General features: G+C 68.7%; 19 protein-coding genes. 7 read left to right on the top strand and 12 right to left on the bottom strand.

Annotated features, from left to right (window positions below; genetic code table 11):
• The first annotated feature begins 212 nt into the window (after positions 1-212).
• The gene (locus tag J2X20_RS10490) at positions 213-3,323 is read left to right on the top strand and encodes a TonB-dependent receptor (RefSeq protein ID WP_310264171.1); all 3,111 of its coding nucleotides are present in this window, start codon (positions 213-215) and stop codon (positions 3,321-3,323) included.
• Positions 3,324-3,403: 80 nt separating this feature from the next.
• Here J2X20_RS10490 and J2X20_RS10485 read toward each other — a convergent pair whose 3' ends face one another.
• Both J2X20_RS10485 and J2X20_RS10480 read right to left on the bottom strand, forming a co-directional pair.
• Positions 3,404-3,622, bottom strand: coding sequence for a tautomerase family protein (locus tag J2X20_RS10485; RefSeq protein ID WP_310264169.1), 219 nt, complete (start codon positions 3,620-3,622; stop codon positions 3,404-3,406).
• 10 nt (positions 3,623-3,632) lie between these two features.
• A complete protein-coding gene (locus J2X20_RS10480; protein WP_310264168.1) occupies positions 3,633-4,379 on the bottom strand; it encodes an SDR family NAD(P)-dependent oxidoreductase in 747 nt (248 codons plus the stop codon).
• A gap of 99 nt (positions 4,380-4,478) precedes the next feature.
• On the opposite strand from J2X20_RS10480, the gene J2X20_RS10475 reads away from it, so the two are divergent.
• Positions 4,479-5,381: a LysR family transcriptional regulator gene (locus J2X20_RS10475; protein WP_310264166.1), complete on the top strand. Its 903-nt coding sequence runs from the start codon at positions 4,479-4,481 to the stop codon at positions 5,379-5,381.
• On the opposite strand, the gene J2X20_RS10470 is transcribed toward J2X20_RS10475, so the two are convergent.
• Together J2X20_RS10470 and J2X20_RS10465 are read right to left on the bottom strand one after the other, a co-directional pair.
• Positions 5,378-5,797, bottom strand: coding sequence for an organic hydroperoxide resistance protein (locus J2X20_RS10470; protein WP_310264162.1), 420 nt, complete (start codon positions 5,795-5,797; stop codon positions 5,378-5,380). The two genes, J2X20_RS10475 and J2X20_RS10470, sit on opposite strands and share 4 nt — an antisense overlap.
• Positions 5,798-5,819: 22 nt before the next feature.
• Positions 5,820-6,416: a TetR/AcrR family transcriptional regulator gene (locus J2X20_RS10465; protein ID WP_310264160.1), complete on the bottom strand. Its 597-nt coding sequence runs from the start codon at positions 6,414-6,416 to the stop codon at positions 5,820-5,822.
• Positions 6,417-6,498: 82 nt separating this feature from the next.
• On the opposite strand from J2X20_RS10465, the gene J2X20_RS10460 reads away from it, so the two are divergent.
• The 5 genes from J2X20_RS10460 to J2X20_RS10440 all read left to right on the top strand — a co-directional run bounded on the left by J2X20_RS10460 (position 6,499) and on the right by J2X20_RS10440 (position 10,912).
• Positions 6,499-7,485 carry an alpha/beta fold hydrolase gene (locus J2X20_RS10460; protein WP_310264157.1) on the top strand — a complete coding sequence of 329 codons (987 nt, stop codon included), beginning with the start codon at positions 6,499-6,501 and terminating at the stop codon, positions 7,483-7,485.
• A gap of 81 nt (positions 7,486-7,566) precedes the next feature.
• The gene (locus J2X20_RS10455; protein ID WP_310264155.1) at positions 7,567-8,322 is read left to right on the top strand and encodes an alpha/beta fold hydrolase; all 756 of its coding nucleotides are present in this window, start codon (positions 7,567-7,569) and stop codon (positions 8,320-8,322) included.
• A gap of 2 nt (positions 8,323-8,324) precedes the next feature.
• Entirely contained in the window at positions 8,325-9,770 is a 1,446-nt protein-coding gene (locus J2X20_RS10450; protein WP_310264152.1) for an HD domain-containing phosphohydrolase, read from the top strand.
• A 5-nt stretch (positions 9,771-9,775) separates the two neighbouring features.
• A complete protein-coding gene (locus tag J2X20_RS10445) occupies positions 9,776-10,765 on the top strand; it encodes a thioredoxin family protein (RefSeq protein ID WP_310264148.1) in 990 nt (329 codons plus the stop codon).
• Positions 10,766-10,783: 18 nt separating this feature from the next.
• Complete coding sequence (locus J2X20_RS10440; protein WP_310264145.1) at positions 10,784-10,912, top strand: hypothetical protein; 129 nt, start codon at positions 10,784-10,786, stop codon at positions 10,910-10,912.
• 4 nt (positions 10,913-10,916) lie between these two features.
• Here the strand turns inward: J2X20_RS10440 and J2X20_RS10435 are convergent, their stop codons facing one another.
• From J2X20_RS10435 to J2X20_RS10400, 8 genes are all read right to left on the bottom strand, one after another.
• Positions 10,917-12,884 (bottom strand): sensor histidine kinase, YfiR-like protein-associated, encoded by a 1,968-nt coding sequence (locus J2X20_RS10435; protein ID WP_476453984.1) that lies wholly within the window; start codon positions 12,882-12,884, stop codon positions 10,917-10,919.
• The gene (locus tag J2X20_RS10430; RefSeq protein ID WP_310264140.1) at positions 12,885-13,409 is read right to left on the bottom strand and encodes a TOL_0243 family YfiR-like periplasmic protein; all 525 of its coding nucleotides are present in this window, start codon (positions 13,407-13,409) and stop codon (positions 12,885-12,887) included.
• Between the two features lie 26 nt (positions 13,410-13,435).
• Positions 13,436-15,364, bottom strand: a complete 1,929-nt coding sequence (locus tag J2X20_RS10425; protein WP_310264139.1) for a TOL_0244 family TonB-dependent receptor — start codon at positions 15,362-15,364, stop codon at positions 13,436-13,438.
• A gap of 134 nt (positions 15,365-15,498) precedes the next feature.
• Positions 15,499-16,563: a MurR/RpiR family transcriptional regulator gene (locus J2X20_RS10420; protein WP_310264137.1), complete on the bottom strand. Its 1,065-nt coding sequence runs from the start codon at positions 16,561-16,563 to the stop codon at positions 15,499-15,501.
• A gap of 1 nt (position 16,564) precedes the next feature.
• Positions 16,565-17,758 carry a sugar MFS transporter gene (locus J2X20_RS10415; RefSeq protein WP_310264135.1) on the bottom strand — a complete coding sequence of 398 codons (1,194 nt, stop codon included), beginning with the start codon at positions 17,756-17,758 and terminating at the stop codon, positions 16,565-16,567.
• Between the two features lie 4 nt (positions 17,759-17,762).
• Positions 17,763-19,805 (bottom strand): glycoside hydrolase family 97 protein, encoded by a 2,043-nt coding sequence (locus J2X20_RS10410; protein WP_310264133.1) that lies wholly within the window; start codon positions 19,803-19,805, stop codon positions 17,763-17,765.
• Positions 19,799-21,316 carry a tryptophan halogenase family protein gene (locus J2X20_RS10405; protein ID WP_310264131.1) on the bottom strand — a complete coding sequence of 506 codons (1,518 nt, stop codon included), beginning with the start codon at positions 21,314-21,316 and terminating at the stop codon, positions 19,799-19,801. Before J2X20_RS10405 ends, J2X20_RS10410 begins: the two co-directional genes overlap by 7 nt.
• On the bottom strand, positions 21,316-22,689 hold the full coding sequence (locus J2X20_RS10400; RefSeq protein WP_310264130.1) for an alpha-amylase family glycosyl hydrolase: 1,374 nt from the start codon (positions 22,687-22,689) through the stop codon (positions 21,316-21,318). Before J2X20_RS10400 ends, J2X20_RS10405 begins: the two co-directional genes overlap by 1 nt.
• Between the last annotated feature and the right edge of the window lie 36 nt (positions 22,690-22,725).

Raw genomic sequence — 22,725 nt, 5'->3', positions numbered from 1 at the left:
GGTTTGACTTGTCTGGCAGGGCGGCCGGCATGTCGTCGGCGTTGTCGAAAACTTGGGGCTCTCGGTGATTCTGGCGGGCGGCTTCAGGCTTTTGGCGCACTAATGCATTAGTACACACCCTTGGTTGACGGCCCTGGTGGGCGGACGTAAATTGAAAATGTGCGCGCTACCATTTTTATGGAACGGCCGTCATAAAACCAACAGGAGACAAGATGAGCAAGACGAATTCGCGGCCGAACCGCCGCGTCCGCGGACCGCTGGCCCTGGGCAGCACGCTGCTGGCCGGCCTGATTTCTCAGGCCTATGCGCAGACGGCGCCAGCGGCGCCTTCCCAGCAACTGGAGACGGTCGTCGTCACCGGCATCCGCAGCTCGTTGGCAGCCTCGGCGCTTGCCAAGCGCGAGAACATCGGCCTGTCGGACTCGATCCACGCCGAGGACATCGGCAAGTTCCCGGACAACAACCTGGCCGAGTCGATCTCGCGCATTCCCGGCGTCCAGGTCAACCGCGACGTGACGGGTGAGGGTTTGAACATCCAGGTGCGCGGCCTGGGTTCCAACTTCACGCGCATCCTGATGAACGGCGCCCCCGTCGCGTCGGCCTCCACGAGCTTCACCAGTGCCGGCAACGCCAACCGCGAAGTCGACCTGGACTTCATGCCGGGCGACCTGTTCTCGCGCATCACCGTGTCCAAAAGCCCCACGGCCGGGATGCTGGAAGGCGCCATCGCAGGCGTCGTGAACATGCGCAACGCCCGCCCGTTCGACAAGCCCGGCACGCGCGGCACCGTGAAGCTGCAACTGGCCAAGAACGACCCCGCGCCCGATCCCAGCACGCGCGGCACGGCGATCTTCAGCACGACCTTCGGCGACAGCTTCGGCGTGCTGGCCGGCGTCTCCTTCGCCCGCAACAAGATCACCACGCGCGGCTTCGAGGACGGCACGGACTGGGTCACGCCCCGTCTGACCAACCCTTTGCAGACCGGTGCGGGCTCCTCGACCACCAACGGTGCCTGGGGCATCCCGACGACAGTGCCCGCCGCGGCCGCCGGCACCTATGGTTCGACGACGCTGGCGGCTGGCCAGGCCGTCGACATGGCCCTGCTGAAGCAGCTCAATCCCAATGCCACGATCCAGCAGATCGACAACGGCTATATGCCGCGCCTGCCGCGCCCGGTGAACTTCGCGGGTGAGCGCAACCGTGCCAACGCCCTGCTGAGCTTCGAGTTCCGCCCGACCGCGGATTTCGACGCCTACCTTGATTTGCTGACCGGCCGCAAGACCAGCAGGCAGGAGCGTGCCGACTTCGACATCAACGTTCGCAACAGCGCCGTCATCCCTTCGGCCATGAGCTATGACCGCAGCGACTGCTCGTTCTACTGTTTCGTGACGGGAGGCACCCTTCTCAACGGCACCGGCTTCCTCGAATACCGCCGGATGGACGAGAGGAGCAGCTTCACGTCCGTGAACCCGGGCTTCGAATGGCGTATCTCCGACAAGTGGACGCTGGACGCTCAGGGCAATATGGCCAGCAGCAAATTCAGCCGCCTCGCGCCCACGATCCTGGTCCCGACCGACGCGGCCAAGCCCTTCACGGTGAACATCGGCTCCAACGGCAAATTCCCGGTCTACACGCCCAACGGCTTCGACCCCAACAATCCGGCCCTCTACACCTGGGACCACCACGGCAACGCGACGGGCGCCCAGATCAGCATCAACCGCGAAGACCGCTCGATCCAGACGAGGGGTGCACGCTGGAACCTGGCCTGGGGTGACGAGAGCCTGACTGTCAAGGGCGGCATGGCCTATGACACCTACCACCGCCTGATCACGCCGTATACCGACGACGGCCGTCTGCAGAACGTCGTCTGCGGCGGCAACCTGAACGTCCGCATGTACGCGCCCAACACCACCAACCCGAATGGCTGCGTGATCACTCCGGTGACAGCCAACCCGGCGACGCAATACCCGGGCTATGGCCAGGGCTCGACGGCCGGGGGGCCGGCGCTGGCGTATCAAGGCTCGGCCGTGCCGGACATCACCAAGTACCTGGTACCCGGCCCCAACGGCTTCGTGGTGATTGACTGGAGCCGCTTTTCTGGGGCCACCGGCTACAACAACATCACCGCCAACATGGTCCAGGTTGCGGGCAGCAACGCCCTCAGCGGAACCTCTCCCCAGGACTTCACCGAAAACGTCTTCGGCAGCTACATCGAGGTGGCTGGCCAGACGCACGTCCTCGGCCGCCTGCTGCGCTATGACGCGGGCCTGCGCCGCACGCACACGATGCAGACCGTCGGCGCCTACACCGGCAATGTGGCCGATCCGCGCAATGCAGGCCTGACCAATGGTGGCCTGTACCCGAACCTTGTCACGGAGACGACCGGCGCGACTTCATACAGCAACACCCTGCCCAGCGGCACGCTGGCGTACAACCTGGCTGACGACATGATCGTCCGCGCGGCGGCTTCGAAGGCCATCACCCGGGCCGACCCCAAGGCGCTGCAGCCGCTGAGGGCGACGTCCAACGACGTGGCCCTGTCCAACGCCACCGCCACCAACCCGGGGCTCAAGCCCTTTGAGTCCAAGAACCTGGACCTGGGCTGGGAGTGGTACACGGACAAGAAGGGCAGCTATGTCGCGGCGGCCTATTTCGACAAGAAGATCAAGAACTTCCCGCGCACTGTCGTGCGCCAGATGACGCTGACGCAGATCCGTCAGGAGTTCGGTGCCGACTCGCTGCAGTACGCGGCGGGCAGCGCGATCGACCTGGCGGTGACTGCGGCCGGCGGCCCCGACAAGTTCAACATTCCGCTGTCGCAGCCGGTCAACACGCCCGACGTGTTGAAGCTCAAGGGCTGGGAGTTGAGCTGGGCGCAGTCGCTGGACCGCTTCCTACCGATCAACGGCTTCGGCTTCTACGCCAACTACACGCGCACCAAGCAGGACGCAGGCACCAGTGGCCAGGTGCCGATTGGCGCTGCGCCCTACACGGCCAACCTGACCCTGTACTTCGAAAACAGCCGCGGCTCCATCCGCCTGAGCAACAGCTACCAGGCCCGGACTCCATTCGAGTCGAAGAACACGGATTCCATCCCGGCGGGCACCATGCTCAAGTACAACAAGGCCTACTTCCAGGCCGACCTGTCGACCCGGCTCGAGATCGGCGACTGGGTGGGCTGGAAGCAGGGCGTGTCGCTCAACTTTGACGTGGCCAACCTGAACAAGGCCACGCAGAAGTCCTACATCCAGGAAGAGCTCGCCGTGCGCAGCTACTGGGATCCGGGCCGTACCTATCAGCTGACCGCTCAGATGAAGTTCTGATGCAGTGTGTCTCCGCCAGCGGTCCGGGTGTGGCCCGCTAGTGGTTCGATGAGGGTCTTCGTCGGCCGAGACGAGCACCCTCATCTTTTTATTTGTGCCGCCTGTTCTCGCCTGAGCTCGGTGACGGTGCGGCCAGCAACACCCCAGTTGTCGGTATCGATCTCGTCGATGACGACGAAGGTGGCGGCCGGGTCCTTGTTCAGCACGCGGACCATCATCTCGGTCGCTTCGGCGATCAATTGCTGCTTCTGCGCCAGCGTCACGCCTTCGCGGGTGACTTCGATGCGGACATAGGGCATGGCCGCCTCCTCACCACTTGCCCGAGCTCATGCCGCCGTCCACCGGCAGCACGACACCGGTCGTGAAGGCCGCGCCGGCCAGATAGAGCACGGCGTCGGCAATCTCCTGCGCGCTCGCGATGCGGCCGGCCGGCTGCAGCGTGTTCAGGAAGCCATGCATGTCGGCCGTGTACATCGGCGTGTCGACGATGCCGGGGGCGACGGCGGCCACCTGCACGTTGTGCGGCGCCAGCTCGAGCGCCAGGGCGCGTGTGGCCTGGTTGATGCCGCCCTTGATCAGCACCGGCAGCACCGCTGGCACGCCCTGGATGGGCTGGGCCGCGATGGCCGCCGTGATGTTGATGATGTGGCCAGCCCTGCGCTCGATCATGTGCCTTGCTGCCGCCTGCGATGGATAGACAAAGCCCTTGAGGTTGGTGTCGACCAGAGCCTCCAGTTCCGCCGGCGTGTAGTCGACAAAGGGCTTGGCGTTGAAGATGCCGGCGTTGTTGACGAGGACGTCGACGCGACCGAAGCGGTCGATGGCGGCCTGCACGAGGCGGGCGCCAGTGGCCGGATCGGCCACGTCGCCGGCGACGGCGAGGAAGTTGTCGGCATGCGCGCCCAGGCCAGCTGCGGCCTGCTGCAGCCGCTCCGCGTTGCGGGCATTGCCGACCACGCGGTCGCCCAGTTTCAGGAAGGCGGCGGCAATGGCGAGGCCGATGCCGCTGGAGGCGCCGGTGACGATGACGGTGCGGGGAGAGGAGGAAGTGCTCATGGATGACTCCGATGTGTTGCGGGTGGAGTCAATTTATTGGCGACGACCGGATCAATAAATAAGATCGCAACCACTTCAGTCTTTACATCATGTGATGTCATGAACCGCCAATTCGACGATCTGATGCTGGGCAGCCTGGAGCTCTTCTGCACGGCGGCGGAGCTCGGCGGCTTCACCGCCGCGGCCACGGCGACGGGCGTTACGCCGGCGGCCGTCAGCCGCACGGTGGCGCGGCTGGAGGAGAGGTTGGGGGTGCGCCTGTTCGTGCGCACGACGCGCCAGATCCGCCTGACCGACGCCGGCCAGGCTTATTACGAGCAATGCCGCCAGGTGCTGAACCAGCTGGTGGAGGCCGAGCGTGAGGTCAGCGGCCGCCAGATCTCGCCCACCGGCCTGCTGCGCATCAGCGTGCCGACCACCTATGGCCACCACCGCCTGCTGCCGCGCCTGCCGGCCTTTCGCGAGCGCTTTCCCGACATCCGCGTGGACGTGCACGTCAGCAACCGCAACATCGATTTCGCGGCCGAGGGCTATGACCTCGCCGTGCGTGTGCGTGCGCCGGCCGACTCGACCTTGATCGCGCGGCATCTTGAGGATGCCGAGCTGGTGCTGGTGGCCGCGCCGGACTATCTGCGCCGCCGCGGCGAGCCCCGCTCACTCGAGGATCTGGATCGGCACGACTGCATCCAGTTCGAGCTGCCGAGCAGCGGCCGCACCATTCCCTGGCTGTTCCGCGAAGGCGGCCAGGACGTCGAGCGCCTGACCACCGGCAGCACCAGCTGCTCAGACGACGTGCTGGCCGGCGTGACGCTGGCGCGCCATGGCGCCGGCCTCTTCCAGGCCTATCGCTTCACGGTGGAGGAGGAGCTGGGCCAGGGCCGCCTCGTCGAGTTGTTGAAACCCTGGGGCGGCCGCTCGCGACCCTTCAACCTGCTGTACCCCCACCAGCGGCATGTGCCGCTGCGGGTGAGGTGCTTCGTGGACTTCCTCTTGAACGCTTAGAGGATCTCGAAGCGCACGTCGATATTGCCTCGCGTCGCATGCGAATAGGGGCAGATCTGATGGGCGCCGTCGACGAGTTGCTTCTTCTGCTCGGTTTCGAGGCCGGGCAGATTGATGGTCAGCTTGACCGCCAGCGCAAAGCCCTGGTCGGCCGTCGTGCCGAGAGACACATCGGCGTCGATGCTGACCTCATCGGGCACGCGGATGCCCAGCGGCACGCCGGCGCGGCGCATCGCGCCCATGAAGCAGGCCGCGTAGCCGATGCCGAAGAGCTGCTCGGGATTGGTGCCGGGCTTGCTGGAGCCGGGCGTACTGAGCTTGACGTCCAGCTGGTCGTCGCTGGACTTGCCCCAGCCTTCGCGGCCTCCGGCGGTGTGGGTGTGGGCGGTGTAGACGATTTTCTCGATGGTGCGCATGGCGTGGGCTCCTTGTGGGGGGTCAGGAATCGGATGGGGCGTGGCGCAGGGCTGCGAGAGCCATGCGGGCGACATTGCGGGTCTCGCTGACGGCGGCGCCGGCCTTGGCGCTGACGCGCAGGCCGCGCATGACGGTCAGCACGAACTCGGCGGCAGCCTGGGCGTCCAGCGCGGCGGGCAGCTCGCCCTGGGCCTTGGCCGCTTCGACAGCGGCGGCCAGGTCGGCCTTGGACTGCTGGGCGCCGCGGCGCAGGATGTCGGCCACCTCGTCGTCGCTGACGCCGATCTCGGTCGCCGTGTTGACTGACAGGCAGCCGCGCGTGCGGGCCACGCCGGTCGACGTCGCGATGGAGGTCAGCAGCGTCTCGATGCCGGCCAGCGGCGAGGGGGCCGAGCCCAGCACCTTCTGCAGCGACTTGGCGCGTTCGCTCTGGTAGACCTTGAGGGCCTCCAGGAAGAGGCCGCGCTTGCTCTCGAAGGCGTTGTAGAGGCTTTGACGGCCTATGCCCATGGCCTCGACGAGGGCCGGCATGCCGGTGGCCTCATAGCCATGACACCAGAACACCTCCATCGCGCGCAGGAGGACTTCGTCTCTGTCGAATTCGGAAGGTCTTGCCATGGATCAAATTAAACTTGTTTTTGAACGATCAGTCAAGAATAATGGCTTCCAACGATTTCGCCACCCCGCAGCCCCCCCCGACATGAACCTCCACCGCCGTACCTTCCTCACCGCCGCTGCTGCTGTTGCCGGCTCTTCTTCCCTTTCGGCCTTTGCCGCGGCGCCCCGCGGTTTTGACGAGCTGCGCCAGATCGAAGCCGGCGTCCTCAGCATCGGCTACGCCGACCTCGGCCCGCGCAACGGCCCGCCCGTGCTGCTGCTGCACGGCTGGCCTTACGACATTCACACCTATGAAGAGGTCGCGCCGCGCCTGGCCGAGCAGGGCTACCGCGTCTTGGTGCCCTATCTGCGCGGCTATGGCAGCACGCGCTTTCTGTCTGACGCGACGCCGCGCAATGCGCAGCAGACCGCCATTGCCGCCGACGCCATCGCGCTGCTCGACGCCCTCGGCATCCCGCAAGCCGTTGTTGCTGGCTGCGACTGGGGCGCCCGCACCGCCTGCGTGATGGCGGCCCTGTGGCCGCAGCGCGTGAAGGGCCTGGTGTCGGTCAGTGGCTATCTGGTCACCAATGTGAAAGCCGGCCCACAGCCGCTGGCGCCCGCCGACGAGCTGGCCTGGTGGTACCAGTTCTACCTGGCCACCGACCGCGGCCGCGCCGGCTACGAGAAGAACCACCGCGACTTCGCCCGCCTGATCTGGCGCCAGGCCTCGCCCGAATGGCGCTTCGACGACGCCACTTTCGAGCGCTCGGCGCCGGCCTTCGACAACCCGGATCACGTCGCCATCACCGTCCACAACTACCGCTGGCGTCTTGGCCTCGTCGAAGGCGAGGCGCGTTATGACGCGCTCGAGGCCAGGCTGGCAACGGTGCAAAGCGTGGCCATGCCGACCATCACGCTGGAGGGCGACGCGAACGGCGCGCCGCATCCGCCGGCGGCCGCGTATGCAAAGCGCTTCACTGGAAAGTACGAGCACCGCGAACTGAAGGGCGGCATCGGCCACAACCTGCCTCAGGAAGCGCCGGCCGCCTTCGCGCAGGCCGTCATCGACGCCAGCAAGGCGGCCTGATCGGACATTCGTCCAATGTTCGCCAGGGCGGGGAAAAAGGACAGTTCGTTCCGTCCCCAACCCACCCAGGAAATCACCACCATGAACTCCGCCACCAAGCTCTCCATCGCCGCCGCTGCCCTCGCCATGGGCTTTGCTGCCCACGCAGCCGAACCGCAACCCAGCGTCGTCATCGTCCACGGCGCCTTCGCCGACGGCTCCGACTGGGCCAAGGTCATCCCGCTGCTGCAGGCCAAGGGCGTGCGCGTGACGGCGGTGCAGAACCCGCTGACCTCGCTGGACGACGACGTGGCCGCCGCCAAGCGCGCCATCGATGCCGCACCGGGCAAGGTCGTCCTCGTCGGCCATTCCTGGGGTGGCACCGTCATCACCCAGGCCGGTGCCAACGACAAGGTCGCCAGCTTGGTCTACATCGCCGCTTTCGCCCCCGACGTCGGCCAGGCCGTCGGCGAGCTGGGCAAGGCCTATCCCGCCCCGGCCGGCCTGTCGCACCTGGTGCCCGACGCCGCCGGCTTCCTGCGCCTGTCCGATGAAGGCATGAGCAAGCATTTCGCCCAGGACCTGCCCGCCGCCCAGACCGCCGTCATGGCCGCCACCCAGGGCCCCATCGCCGGCAAGGCCTTCGGCGAGAAGGTCAGCGTCGCCGCCTGGAAGAGCAAGCCGAGCTGGTACCTCGTCGCCGCCAACGACCACATGATCCAGCCCGCCCTGCAGCGCGATTTCGCCAAGCTCATCGGTGCCAAGGTCAGCGAGGTCAAGACCAGCCATGTGCCCCAGCAGTCCGCACCGGCCCAGGTTGCGGCGACCATCCTGGATGCCGTGAAGAACTCGCAATAACGATGAACCCCAGCAGCAGCGCCTCCATCCCCGTCTTCGACGTCGTCTGTGCGCTGGCCTTCGTCGGCGACCTCAGCATGGGCCAGCCCGTGGATCACTCCGCGCGCACGGCCTGGCTGGCGGCCCGCCTGGCCGAAGCCAGCGGCTGCGGACCTCGGGCCTGCGTCGATGCGGCCTGGGCGGCCCTGCTGCGCTGGTCGGGCTGCACGGCCAATGCGCCGGAGTTCGCCGACATGATGGGCGACGACGTCGGCGGCCGGCGCGCCATGCTGGCCCTGACCTCGCCGACCGAGATCGCCCGCATCATCGGCAGCGTCGGCCCCATGGCCCGCATCCACTGCGAGGTGGCCGAAGGCATCGCTCGCACACTCGCCCTGCCCGACGCGGTCAGGGCCACGCTGCGCCACTGCTTCGAGGCCTTTGATGGCACGGGCCAGCCCATGGGCCTGAGCGGCGCCGCCGTGCCGCCCACGGTCTATCTCGTCGCCCTGGCGAGCGACCTGGAAATCCTATCGCGCACCTACGGCCTGCACGGCGCGCTGCAGACCATCGCCGAGCGCGCCGACCACCGCTATCCCGCCTCTCTGGTCGACCTCGTGCGCGAGCAGGGCTCCGACTGGATGGACGCCCTGGACCGCGGCGCCGCCAGCAGCGAGGCGCTGAAGGCGGCGTTCGGCGACGACAGGCGCATGGCTGCGCTGGAGCTGGTGGCCGATGTCATCGACCTCAAGCTGCCGTGGATGCTGGGCCTGTCGCGCCGCGTGGCCGAGACCGCGCGCCGCTGCGCCGCCCATCTGGGCCTGGATGGCGCCGCCCAGGGCCGCGTCTACCGCGCCGGCCTCATCCACGGCATCGGCCGCTCGTCCGTGCCCAACAACGTGCTCGAGGCGACCCGCCCCCTCGGCGAGGCCGACCAGGAGAAGCTGCGCCTGGTGCCTTACTGGGCCGAGCGCGCCGGCCGCCGCATCGAGGCCTTGCGCGACGAGGCCCTCCTGGCCTCCTTCATCGAGGAGCGCCTGGACGGCTCGGGACACTACCGCGGCGTGCGGGCCGAGGGCATCGCACAGGAGGCCCGCGTGCTCGCGACGGCTGCCTGCGCCGTCGGCCTGCAGACGGCACGCCCCGGCGCGCACGCGCTCGACGAAACCCATGCGCTGCAGCGCCTGCGCGGCGAGGCCGAAGCGGGCCGGCTCGACGCCGCCACGGTCGAGGCCCTGGCCGGCGGCCCGCTGCCGGCCCGCGCCGCGCCTGCCGCCTCGCCGCTGACCGAGCGCGAGGTCCAGGTGCTGAGCCGCATCGCCCAGGGCGAAAGCAACAAGGAAGCCGCGCGCGTGCTGGGCATCAGCCCGAGCACCGTGCGTGCCCATCTGGAAAGCGTCTTCCGCAAGCTGGAATGCTCGACCCGGGCCGCCGCGACGCTGAAGGCCATGACGCTGAGACTCATCTGACCATCATGAAACGATTCCTCGCCCTGCTGCTCGCCATCTTCATGACGGCCTCTGCGCCCGCCGAGCCCAGCCTGCAGGGCGGTGGCGAATGGATCAACTCGCCGCCGCTGACGCTGGCCGGCCTGCGCGGCAAGGTCGTGCTGGTCGACTTCTGGACCTATTCCTGCATCAACTGCCAGCGCACCCTGCCTTGGCTGCGCGCCTGGTCGCAGAAATACGGCCCGCAAGGCCTGGTCGTCATCGGCGTGCACGCGCCGGAGTTCGGCTTCGAGCGCGACGTCAAGCGCGTGCGTCAGGCGGCCATGGACGGCAGGCTCGACTACCCCATCGTGCTGGACAACGACTTCAGGATCTGGCGCGCGTTCAACAACCAGGCCTGGCCGGCCCTGTACTTCCTCGACGCCCAGGGCAAGCTGCGCCACCAGCAGTTCGGCGAGGGCGACTATGAGCGCGCCGAGCAGCTCATCCGCGAGTTGCTCAAGGAATCCGGCAAGGCGCCCGACGCCGGCATGGCCCCGGTTGCGCTGAACGGCATCGGCGCCGCCCCCGACCTGGCCAACGTGCGCTCACCCGAGACCTATCTCGGCCATGCCCATGGTGCGGCGCGCGGCATCCTGCCGGACCGCCTCAAGCGCTATGGCGGCGGCAACCCGCGGCTCAACGAGTGGACGCTGTCCGGCGACTGGACCGTGAAGGCCGAATACGCCGAGCTGTCGGGCGACAGCGGCGGCGTGGCGCTGCGCTTTCATGCCCGCGACCTGCATCTCGTGCTCGGCCCCGGCGCCGACGGCAAGCCGCTGCCCTTTCGCATCACCATCGACGGCAAGCCGCCGGGTGCCGACGCGGGCGTGGATGTCGACGCCGAGGGCCGCGGCATGGCCAGTGGCGAGCGCCTCTACCAACTTGTGCGCCAGCGCGGCCCGGTGCGTGAGCGGACTTTCGAGATCCGCTTCGACGCCCCCGGTGCGCGGGCCTATGCCTTCACCTTCGGTTGACCTCCAGCAGGACTTCGGATGAACACCCTGACCCCGCCCGCCCGGCCCGCGCAGCCGGCACCCCGCTCCGCCATCTCCTTCGCCCGTATGCTGGTGCTGGCCCAGCGCCGCTTCAGGGCCCAGCAGCGCGGCGCGGCCGCCGCCTGAGCGCTCAGAAAGAGATGGGCGGCTTGCCGCCGCGCCGCCGTGCCGTGGCCAGCGCGCTGTCCAGGGCCTCCAGCAGGCGCCGCGGATCCAGGGGCTTGGTCAGGTAGCGGTAGAAGCCCGCGGCCAGCCCGGACGCCGCCGCCTCGGGCATGGCATTGGCCGTCAGCGCGATGACGGGGATGTGGGCCGTGCGCGGGTCGAGCTTCAGGACGGCCTGGGCCTCGCGGCCCGTCATCGTCGGCATGTTGTTGTCCATCAGGATGACGTCGGGCTGGTGCTCGCGCGCCATCTCCACGCCGAGCTGGCCATTGCCCGCCGACAGCAGCCGGATGCCGCCGCGCGCCGCCAGCATTTCCTCGACGAGCTTGAGGCTGGCCGGGTTGTCCTCGACATAGAGGACCGTCGCCGGCCCGCTGCGCGCCGGCGTGGCCGCGGGCAGCTGGGTCAGGGCGCCCCAGTCGGTCGCCTCGCGCGGCAGGGCGGGTTGGTCGGAGGCTTGCAGGTCGACCCAGAACACGCTGCCCTCGCCGGGCGTGCTGTCCACGCCGATGCGTCCGCCCATCAGCTCGACGAGGCGCTGCGTGACGACCAGGCCGATGCCCGTCCCTTGCTCGGACCCGCCTTCCTGGCCGAGGCGGTTGAAGGGCTGGAACAGGGCCTGCACCTGCTCCGGCTGCAGGCCCTGGCCGCTGTCCTGGACCGCCAGGCGTACATGGTCGGCGTCGATGGCGGTGCAGCTCACATGCACCCAGCCCTGCTTGCGGTTGTATTTGATGGCGTTGCTGACGAGATTGAGCAGCACCTGCTTGAGCCGCATGCGGTCGGCCAGCGCCACTTCGTGGCTGTCCTGCGTGAACTCCACCGTGATGCCGCGCTGGGCCGCCATCGGCTCGATCATGCGGCGGCATTCCTCCAGCACATCGGCCATCAGCACCGGCTCCACCGACAACTCCACATGGCCGCTCTCGATGCGTGCGAGGTTGAGGATCTCGTTGATCAGCGTCAGCAGATGCTTGCCGGCGCCGACGATGTGGTCGACGAACTCCTGGCGCCGCTCCGGCTTGGCATCGGCGATATTGGTGCCCAGCAGCTGGCCGAAGCCGATGATGGCGTTCAGCGGCGTGCGCAGCTCATGGCTCATGCTGGACAGGAATTCCGACTTCGCGCGGTTGGCCTTCTCGGCCGTGGCCGTGGCCAGCCTGAGCTCTTCGTTGGAGGTCTCGAGCTGGGCGGTGCGCTCGCGCACGCGCGCTTCCAGCTGCTCGTTCAGCCGCATGACCTCCCGGGCGTGCTTCTCGATCTCGCCCAGCATGCCGTTGAAGGAGTCGGCCAGCACGCCCACTTCGTCTTCGGTGGCCTTGGGGGCGCGGCGTGAATAGTCCTGGCGCTGCATGACATCCCGGGCCACATCACTGATGGCGAGGATGGGCTGCACGACGGCGCGCTGCAGCCGCATCGACAGCAGGAAGGCGATGCCCAGGGCCACCAGGGCGACGATGGCGGCGATGCCGAGATAGGTCAGCACCCGCTCGACCAGGGCGTACTCGGCGCGCAGATAGACGCTGCCGATGGCGCGCCCGTCCTGCGCGATGGGCAGGGTGACGGCGATGTCGCGATCGGCGCGGTGCACGCCCTGCGTCTCGGCGCGTGCGGGCAGCCTGCCCTCGGCGCCGGCGGCCGTGTAGGACGCGAAGCGCTCGCCCTGGGCGCCGTAGATGGCGGCGGCCCGCACCCGCGGCTGCAGGCGCAGCAGGGCGAGGTTCTCGCTGGCGACCTTGACGTCGTCGAACTCCAGGGCCGGTGCCGTCGCGTGGCCGAGCAGTTCGGCCTGGGACTTGAGGTCGGCCACCCAGCCCTCGTGATAGGACTTGAGGTCATAGGCCACCATGGCACCCAGCGCGACGAGCAGGGCCACCAGTGACGTCAGCATCGTGACGCCGAGCAGCCTGCGTTGGAGCGAGAGCCTGAACATCTATGACCTGCCTTCAACCCGTCGCGCCACGCCGAGCAGGCGCACGCTGATCTTGAGGCTACTTTGCGCCGCCGGGGGCAACAGGATGTCAAAACGCACCTTGTCGTCCACGACCACGAAATTGATCATGCCCGTTGCCGGGCCGGGGTCAAGTTCCGTGACCGTCAGCACCGGCCGGCCCTGCAGGGCCGCCAGCAGTGCGGGCAGTTGCGCCGTCATGCCGCGCGACACGAAGAGGGCGTGGATGCCCTCCGGCACCTCGCCACGCGCGAGCTTGCGCACCTCCACCGGCCGGCCCGCCACCGAAGCGGCGGCCGCCGTGCGGCGGAACTCCTCGACGACGGCCTCGCTGGCCAGCACGCCGATGCGAAAGGGCTCGCCGGCCGCACCCCAGGCCGCAGGCGGCCATTCGACATAGTTGCCGAACTTGCAGACAAAGGCCGCCTTGACCTGGTATTCGACGAGGCTGTCGTCCTCGCCTGCCTGAGCCGCACCGGCGCAGGCCAGCGCCGCGAGCAGCAGCATTCGGCGGACGAGGGCAGCGTTCGCCATCACTGCCAGCGCATTCGGACCTGGAGCTGGATAGTGCGACCGAACTCGGTACGCGTCTGGAGGTCCGTGAATTCGCCATGGCTGCCAGACAGGTTGCGGGCGGTCAGCGCGATGTCGACGTCAGCCGACAGCCGTCCGCCCAGGCGCAGGTCCACAGCCGTATAGGCCGGCACGCTGGGGGCACTCAGCGCACCGACATGGCGCAGCACCAGATCCAGCTCGCCTTCGCGCGGCAGGTTGAGGGCGGCGCGCAGCCGCCAGGTCCGGCGCGGCATCGCCCCTTCGGCCGCCGCCACCGAGCCGGCGGTGTCGATGCTGCCCGGCTTGAGCTCCAGGCGGGGCCGCAGCAGCGTCAGGCCGCCATGCAGGCGCAGCCAGGGGGTGGCCTGCAGGCTGCCCCAGGCTTCCAGCCCGCTGACCCGGCCTTTCATGCCATTGCCGAAATAGACCGAGGTGCCGCTGGGCGCCAGCTCCTGGGTGTGCAGATGGTCGTAGTCGCCATGAAAGGCTGTGGCCGACAGTGTCACGGCCGGGCTCAGCTGGCCGCGGTAGCCCAGCTCCAGCACATTGGCCGTTTCGGAGCGGAAGTCCGGGCCGCCGTTCAGGATGAAGGGCGGCTGGGCAGGGATGTAGATGTCGCGGTCCAGGCGCGACGGCGCGCGGACCGTGTGGGTGGCCGCGGCCCACCACAGCTGGTCGGGCGCCGGCTTCCAGGCCAGGCGCAGGCTGGGCAGGAACTCGTTGCCCGTGTAGTCATTGCGTTCGACACGCGCGCCCAGCGTCAGTCGCAGGCTGTCGGCGAGGGTCATTTCATCCTGGGCGTAGAGGCTGGTCCAGGCCTGATCCCGGCGGGCCGGCAGGAAGGCGAACTGCGGTGCGCCATGGCCTACATAGTCGCGCGAACGGCGATGGTTGGCGCCGAGCACGACCGTGTGGGCCTGCGTGGGCCGCAGCGTGTATTGCACTTCGAGGTCGGCGATGCTGAGGGTCTCGTCGAAGGTGGGGGGCGTCACGCGCACGGTGCGATCGAGGTAGCCCTGCACGCTGAGGTCGCCGCCAGCCAGCGGCTTCTCCCAGCGCGCCAGCAGGTTGGCGCCCGACAGTGTGATGGTGTCCAGCGCGAACTTGACGCCCGTGATGTTGATGCTGCCGGGCAGGGGCTGACCGTGGTTGCCGCGATAGCCATTGCCCTGCAGCGTGAAGCGCTCGCCGCCGCGGCCCCAGTCGGCGCGCAAGCCGCCGCGCAGCATGTGGCCCGCGTCTTCCACCGGGGTGCCGGCGGCCGTCTCGGTGCGGTCCTGGGTCGTGTGCTTCACATACAGCCGCATGTCGCCGTCATTGCCCAGCGACCAGCCGTGGCGCAACACCGACGCCCGCTCCTGGTCACCCGCGGACACGGCGGCCAGCGTGCCGCGCGTGGCCGCGGGCCTCCTGGTGATGATGTTGATGACGCCGTTGACCGCGTTGACGCCCCACAGTGTGCTGCCCGGGCCGCTGCTGACCTCGATCCGATCGACGTCTTCCAGCAGCACGTCCTGCACGTCCCAGAACACGCCGGCGAACAGCGGCGTGTAGACCGAGCGGCCGTCGATGAGGACGAGCAGCTTGTTGGCCGCGCTGCCGTTGAAGCCGCGGGCGCTGATGGCATAGCCGCTGTTGTAGACCTGGGCGATGTGCAGATTGGGCGCCAGCCGCAGGGCCTCGGGCAGACGGGTCGCGCCGGAGCGGCGGATGTCGTCGGCCGTGATGACGAACAGGGAGGCCGGTGCGTCGGCCAGGCGCTGCTCGCGCTTGGCGGTGGAGGTGATGGTGACGTTGCCCAGTTCTTCCAGGCTGAGGTCGACCAGGGCCGCGACCTGGGCTGCCGCGGGTTCTGTCCATAGCGCGGCTGCTGCTATGCAACATGCCCAGCGTGGCGACAGTTCCATGCACCCTCCCAACGGTGACCTGGCTGGCCCACGATAACGCAGCCACCGGGTGGCGGCAACGCGTTCATCCGTGACAAACGCCCACACGCCGCCGTCGTGGCCAGCGTGGAGCGGCCTTTCGCTAGATCATGCCGTCACGTCTCGCCCCCAGGGTCGCGCGGACGCTGCTGCGGCCGGCGCCCTGAGCGCATCGATGCGGCCACGTCGGCCAGCAGCAGTTGCAGCGCCAAGGTGGCAAGCATGGCTGGTGCCAGCTCGGACTCGGCGCCGGTGACGAGTTGCACGGCGGCGCCGCCGGCCTGGGCGCGCTCGGTGATCCATACACCGGCCGCGCCGGGGAGCGGTGCCGCTGCGCTGCCCAGGGCCAGGCAGGCGGCGGGCTTGGCAGGCGGCAGGTCGCCCGGCAGCAGCGGCCGCGCCGGGATGCCGGCCCGCCACAGCGCCTGCAGCGCCAGGTCGCGCAGCGGCGCATGGACCGCGTCGGCCAGCACGTCGACCTGATGGGCGCTCGCCAACGTCTCGGCGGCGCGCACCCACGTCGCGCGGTCCAGGCCGCGCAGGGCCTGGGTGCTGCGCGCCAGCAGCGGGTGGCCGACGGGCGTCTCCACGGCCCCGCTGGCCAGGCTCTCGGCCAGCGCGCGCTTCAGGCTTTTGACGCCGTCGAAGCCCAGGGCGCGGCAGAAGCGGATGACCTGGGGCTGGCTGACGTCGGCCGCCTCGGCCAGGCGGGCCGTGGCTGTCTCCAGCGCAGCTCTGGGGTTGGCGAGCACGACGTCGGCAACGCGGCGCTCGCAGCGGGTCAGGTGGGCATAAGCGGCGCGGATCTGCATGCTGACGGCGCCGGTGGTGGCGGGCGTGTGCAGGGCCAGGTCCAGGGCGCGTGCGGCCCCCGTCCAGCCCGAAGCGTCCTCCGGCGCCAGGCGCAGGGCGCGGGCCCAGGGCACCGTGCACAGCGTGGCCAGGCCCAGGCGCTTGCTCAGCGTGTCGGCCGCGAGCTCCGTGTCCGTCATCAGCACGGCATGGTGCACGGGGCGGTGCAGGGCAGCGAGGGCGTCGGCCAGCGCGGGCGCCAGTTGCGCGCCGTCGCGGATGGTCTCGTCGCGCGCGTGGGCGCGGCGCCCGTCGGCGTGCAGCAGCAGCGTGCGCAGCCGGCCGTCCTGCCAGCAGGCCAGCAGGCGAGGCCAGGGCTGGGCATCCATGTCAGTCGAACAGCCGGGCATTCAGCCAGCCATAGGCCGCGATGCCGGCGTAGCACAGGGCCGGCACGCCAAACGACGCCTGCAGGCCGATGACGTCGGCCGCGTGCCCTTGCAGCAGCGGCAGCAGGGCGCCGCCGACGATGGCCATGCACAGCAGGCCCGAGCCCTGGGCGGTCTGGGCGCCGAGACGATGCACGGCCATGCTGAAGATGGTCGGGAACATGATGGAGTTGCACAGGCCGACGGCCAGCAGGGCCCACATGGCGATGAGGCCATGGGTGGTGGCACCGACGACGATCAGCGCGACGGCCAGGGCCGCATGCACGGCCAGCAGCCGGCCCGGCGCCATGAGGCGCATCAGACCCACGCCGACAAAGCGGCCCACCATGGCGCCGCCCCAGTAGAGGCTCAAGTAAGGCGCGGCCGCAGCGGCGCTCAGGCCGGCCGCCTCCTGCATGAAATTGATCAACAGGCTGCCGATGCTGACCTCGGCGCCGACATACAAAAAGATGGCGACGACGCCCCACAGCAGATGCGGATGGGAGCGAGCGACCTCGACAGCCGAGAGCGTCGTCGGCGTGGCTTCATCGGCGATGCGCGGCAGGCGGGCCAGGGCGAAGAAGAAGGCCAGCATCGACAGGGCGGCGGCCAGTGCCAGATAGGGCCCCTGCACGCTGCCGCTGGCGCCTGCGGGCAGGATCAGCACGCCCAGGGCCGGCGCGACGGCCGTGCCCAGGGAATTGAAGGCCTGGGTCAGCGTCAGGCGGCTCGAGGCCGTCCGTGGGTCGCCCAGGGCCGCCACATAGGGGTTGGCTGCAACCTGCAGCACCGTGATGCCGGCGGCCAGCACGAAGAAGGCGAACAGGAAGAGGGCATAGCCGGCGCTGGCAGCGGGCAGGAAGAGCAGGCAGCCCGCTGCGGCGACCGCCAGGCCGGCGACGGCGCCGCGCTGATAGCCCAGGCGCTGGATCAGCCGCCCGGCGGGCAGCGAGACGAGGAAGTAGGCGCCGAAGAAGCAGAACTGCACCAGCATGGCCTGCAGATAGCTCAGCGTGTAGAGCGCCTTCAGGTGCGGGATCAGCACGTCGTTGAGCGCCGTCAGCAGGCCCCACATGAAGAACAGCAGGGTGACGATGGCAAGCGGCGCGCGGCTGCTTTCCTGTTGAACAGGGAGGGCGGATGCGGGAACGGACATGGGCTTACCGGGGCAGGGCGAGGAATCGGATGGCCTGCCCGCCGCCAGGTGCGAGGCGCAGGGGCAGGGTGTCGGTGGACTTGACGGTGACTTGCTCGGTGACGAGGTCGAAGCGATGCTGGGCGTCGCGGTAGTCGGCCTGATCGCCGTCGCGGTAGATCTCGGCGCGGTAGCGGCGCTGGGGATCGAGGAAGCCCAGCGACAGCGTCAAGCGCCGGCCGTCACCGTTGGTGATGGCGCCGACATACCAGTCCTCGCTGCGCCTGTCCTTGCGCGCAATCGTCGCGACCTCGCCGAGTTCGCCGTGGATGACCTTGGTGGTCTCCCAGTCGGTCGGCACATCCTTGATGAACTGGAAGGCCTGGGGCCAGCGCTCGTAGTGCTCGATGAGGTCGGGCACCATGACGACGGGCGAGTACAGCACCACATAGAGGGCGAGTTGCTTGGCCTGCGTGGAGTTCAGCTTGCGGTCGCCGGCGCCATCGAGGCTGACGATGCCCGGCGTGTAGTCCATGGGGCCGCTGAGCATGCGCGTGAAGACGAGATTGACCTCGTGGTCCACCGCGTTGATGGGGTCGCCCCAGGCGTTGAACTCCTGGCCGCGCGCGCCTTCGCGCGAGACCCAGTTCGGCCAGGTGCGACGCAGGCCGGTGTCCTTGACGGGCTCGTGCGTGTCGATGGCGATCTTGTGCCTGGCCGCTTCCCGCACCGCGTTGACGAAATGGCGCACGCCTTCCTGCGACTCAGTGAAACCGAAGTGGGTGCCGTTGCCATTCGCGTTCGCGAACTGCGCCGTGCCGGCGTCGGTCACATAGCCGGACTTGACGACGTCGACGCCATGCTTCGCGTACAGCGCGTAGGCCGCGTCCATCTGCGTCTCGTAGCGCGCCACATTGCCGCCGGTCTCGTGGTGGCCGACCAGGCGCACGCCCTTGGCCTTGGCATAGGCCGCGACGGCCTCGAGGTCGAAGTCGGGCATGGACTTCAGGTAGTCGAAGCTGGAGGCGCTGCCGACCCAGTTGCCGTCCCAGCCAAGGTTCCAGCCCTCCACCAGCACGCCGCGAAAACCGTGCTTCGCAGCGAAGTCGATGTGGCGCTTGGTATTGGCCGTCGTCGCGCCATGCTTGGGCCCGCTGGACCAGCTCGATCGGTCCAGATGCATCTCCCACCAGACGCCGACGAACTTGCCCGGCTGGAACCAGCTGACGTCGCCGAGCTGGTTGGGCTCGTTGAGGTTGAGTTCGAGGTTGGACTCATACAGCGCGCCGGCCGAAGTCGCCACGCGCAGCGTGCGCCAGGGCGTGGCGAAAGCACCCTGCTTGAAAACGGTGGCACCGCTGGCACTCGGCGCCAGCTGGGCGCGCAGCTTTTGTCCGCCAACCTTGCGCACCCACATCGACGCGTAGTCCACCAGGGCCGCCTCGTGCAGCGCAAGGTGCAGGCCGCTCCTCGTGCGCATGGTCAGCGGCGTGTTGGCCAGGCCCACCTCGGCCAGCGGTGTGCGCTGCACGGGGTACTCCAGCACCAGGGCCTCGCCGGCCGGGATCCACCAGGCCGTGGCGGGCTCGGCGATGTCGAACTCGGTCAGCTCGTCGCTGATGCGGGCGATGGGCAACTGGGGCTGCTCGGGCAGCTCGTAGCGAAAGCCGAAGCCGTCGTCGAAGACGCGAAAGCGCAGGCCCATGGCGCGCCCGCCCTGGCCCGGCTGGGACAGCTCCAGCATCAGCTCGCGGTAGTGGCTGCGCACGCGCCGGCTCTCGCCCCAGGGCTGCTCCCAGGTCTCGTCGTGGTCGGTGGTCTTCTGGCCGACCAGCTTGAAGCCGCCGTCGAGCTGGTGGGCGTTGGCCAGCAGCAGTCCCAGGCGCGAGGCATGGACCAGGGGCTTGCCGCCGCGGTCCACGCGATAGGCCAGGCGGCCTTCGCCGGTCAGTTGCAGCGTGACGACGAGCTGCTTGTCGGGTGAGCTGACGGTAGCGAGGGTTTCGTCGGCCTGGGCCGCGGTGCAGAAGGCGAGGGCGAGGAAAGCGAAGAGTCGGCGGGTCAACATGTCTCGAGGTCCTTGGCGGCGGCGCAGTGAGCCTGGATGAAGTCCGCGTGGCTGGGCATCTGCGCGACGCAGCGCTGGATGACGGCACGGGTGTCATCCAGATAGTCGTTGATTTCGCTTTGCGGCAGCGCGTCGGCCAGGGGATGGTGGGCGGCGGGGCGGATGCCCTGGCCGTGCAGCACCTGCAGCCAACCGACCTCGGAGAACAGCTCATCGCCATGGCGAGCGATGCGGCCGCTGGCGCGCCAGAGGTCGAGCTTGTCCCGCAGCGTGTCGGGCAGGTCCATGTTGCGGCAATGGTTCCAGAAGGCGCTGTCGCTGCGCGTCGTCGCGTGGTAGTGCAGGATCAGGAAGTCGCGGATGCGCTCGGTCTCGAAATCGCTCTGGCGGTTGAACTCGGCGATGTCGGCGGGGTTGAAGCCCTGGTCCGGAAAGAACTGGATCAGCCGCGCGATGGCCGACTGCACGAGATGGATGGAGGTGGACTCGAGCGGCTCCATGAAGCCCGAGGCCAGGCCGATGGCGACGACATTGCGGTTCCAGACCTTGCGGCGGCGGCCGCTCTCGAAGCGCAGCACGCGCGGCTCGGCCAGGGCTTCGCCATCGAGATTGCGCATCAGCAGGGCCGCGGCCTCGTCGTCGCCCATGGCCTGGCTGCTGTAGACATGGCCGTTGCCGGTGCGGTGCTGCAGGCCGATACGCCATTGCCAGCCGGCCGGCCGCGCGGTGGCGCGGGTGAAAGGCAGCAGGTCCGGCCCACTGGCGCTGGGCACGACGACGGCGCGGTCACAGGGCAGCCAGTGGTTCCAGTGCTCATAGCCGGTCTTCAGCGTCTGTCCGATCAGCAGGCCGCGAAAGCCCGAGCAGTCGATGAAGAGCTCGCCCTCGATCTGCGCGCCGCTGGCGAGGCGCACGCTGCGCACATGGCCGTTCTCCTGCAGCTGCGCATCCAGCACGCGGCCCTCGGTGCGCTGCACGCCGAGCTTCTCAGCATGGCGGCGCAGATAGCGGGCATAGAGGCTGGCATCGATATGGAAGGCGTGGACGATCTCGGCCAGAGGCGAGTGGCCCAGGCTGGTGTCCGCGCGCATGAAGCGGTGGGCGCGTGCGGCGGCGGCGTTGATGGAATGGGCCCACAGGTCGGGCGCCAGGCCAGCCTGATGCATGCGCAGCCAGTAGTGGTGGAAGGCCAGCGTGGTGGAGCGGTGGCCGATCTGACCGAAGGCGTGCAGATAGCGGTCACCGATCGCGCCCCAGTCGCGGAACTCGATGCCGAGCTTGAACGTGGCCTGGGTCGCGCGCATGAACTCGTTTTCGTCAATGCCGAGCAGCTGGTTGAAGTGCCGGATCATCGGGATCGTTGACTCGCCGACGCCGACGGTGGCTATCTCTTCCGACTCGACGAGCTTGATGGTCACACGGCCATGCGTGACCTTGGCGAGTGCGGCGGCCGTCATCCAGCCGGCCGTGCCGCCGCCGACGATGACGACGGTGTCGAGGTTTTGCTGCATCACTGCACCATCACCCGCCAGCCCCAGGCGGGCAGGCTCAGCGCGGCACCCTCCTCGAGCTTCACTTCGGCGCCGCCGTTGAAGTCGAGATAGCGGCCGGGGTGGCGGTCACCCTTCAGCACGACGTCGGCCGGCTTGGGCGAGAGGTTGAAGATCGCCACCACCTTGTCCCTGCCATTGCTGCGCACAAAGCTGAAGATCTGCTTGGGCATGCTGTTGGCCACCGGCTCCATGACGGCTCCGTCCGCGCCGTTCCACAGCGCCGTGTTGCGCTTCTTCAAGGCGATGAGGCGCTTCAGCAACTCGCCCTCGGGCGCCTCCTTCCAAGTGATCGGGTCGCGCTCGAAGAAGGCCAGGCGCCGCCGGTTGCCGGCCTCCTGGCCGTTGTAGACCAGGGGCAGGCCTTCGCTGATGAAGCTCAGCACGGTGGCCGCCTCGACGGCGGCGCCGAAGATCTCGTGCTCGGTGCCCTCCCAGGCGTTCTTGTCGTGGTTGGTCGTGTAGAGCAGGCGGTAAGCCTCGCGGGGGTAGAACTTGCGGTTCCAGGCGTAGTAGGGGTAGAGGAAGGTCGCGTCGGCGCGGCCTTCGGCGATCAGCTTCATCGCGTCCCACCAGCTCCAGGCGTAGGTGGCGTCGAAGGCCTTGGCATGCAGGTCGCGGCTTTCCCATTCGGCGAGCAGGAAGACGGGCTTGATGGCGCGCAGCTCCCTGGCGGCCTGTTCCCAGAAGTCCAGCGGCGACAGGCCGGCCGCATCGACGCGGTAGCCGTCCACACCGACGTCGCGCACCCAGTAGGCGAGTGCCTGGGTCATGTAACGACGCAAGGCGGGTTGGCCGTAGTCGAGGTCGATGATGTCGTCCCAGTCGTACCAGGGCGTCGGCGTGAAACGACCGTGTTCGTCGCGGGCATACCAGTCGGGGTGGCTCTTCACGAGCACGTTGTCCCAAGCGGTGTGGTTGCCGACCCAGTCGAGGATGACCTTGAGCCCGAGTGAGTGGGCGGTGGCAACGAAATGCTTGAGGTCGGCCAGCGTGCCTAGCTCGGGGTTGACGGCGAGGTAGTCGCGCACCGCATAGGGGCTGCCGAGAGCACCCTTGCGGTTCTTCTCGCCGATGGGGTGGATGGGCATCAGCCACAGGATGTCCACGCCGAGGTTCTTCAGCCGCGGCAGCTGGGCCTCGGCGGCGCGCAGCGTGCCCTCGGGCGTGAACTGGCGCGTGTTGATCTGGTAGAGGGTCGCGTTGCGCGCCCAGGCCGGGTGCTGGAGCTGCACATAGGGCTTGGGTTGGTCGACGGCGAGGGGCACGGCGAAGGCGGGAGCCAAGGCCAGCGCGAGCGAAAGGCGCGCAATGGCGCGAAGGAAGGTGGTCACGATGTCGGGCAGAGGAAGGCCGCGCCCGACGACGTG

Source organism: Roseateles saccharophilus, from assembly GCF_031458095.1.
Taxonomy (GTDB): Bacteria; Pseudomonadota; Gammaproteobacteria; order Burkholderiales; family Burkholderiaceae_C; genus Pelomonas; species Pelomonas saccharophila_A.
Note: the sequence above shows the minus strand (reverse complement) of the source record. Positions and strands in the feature narration are given on the sequence as shown.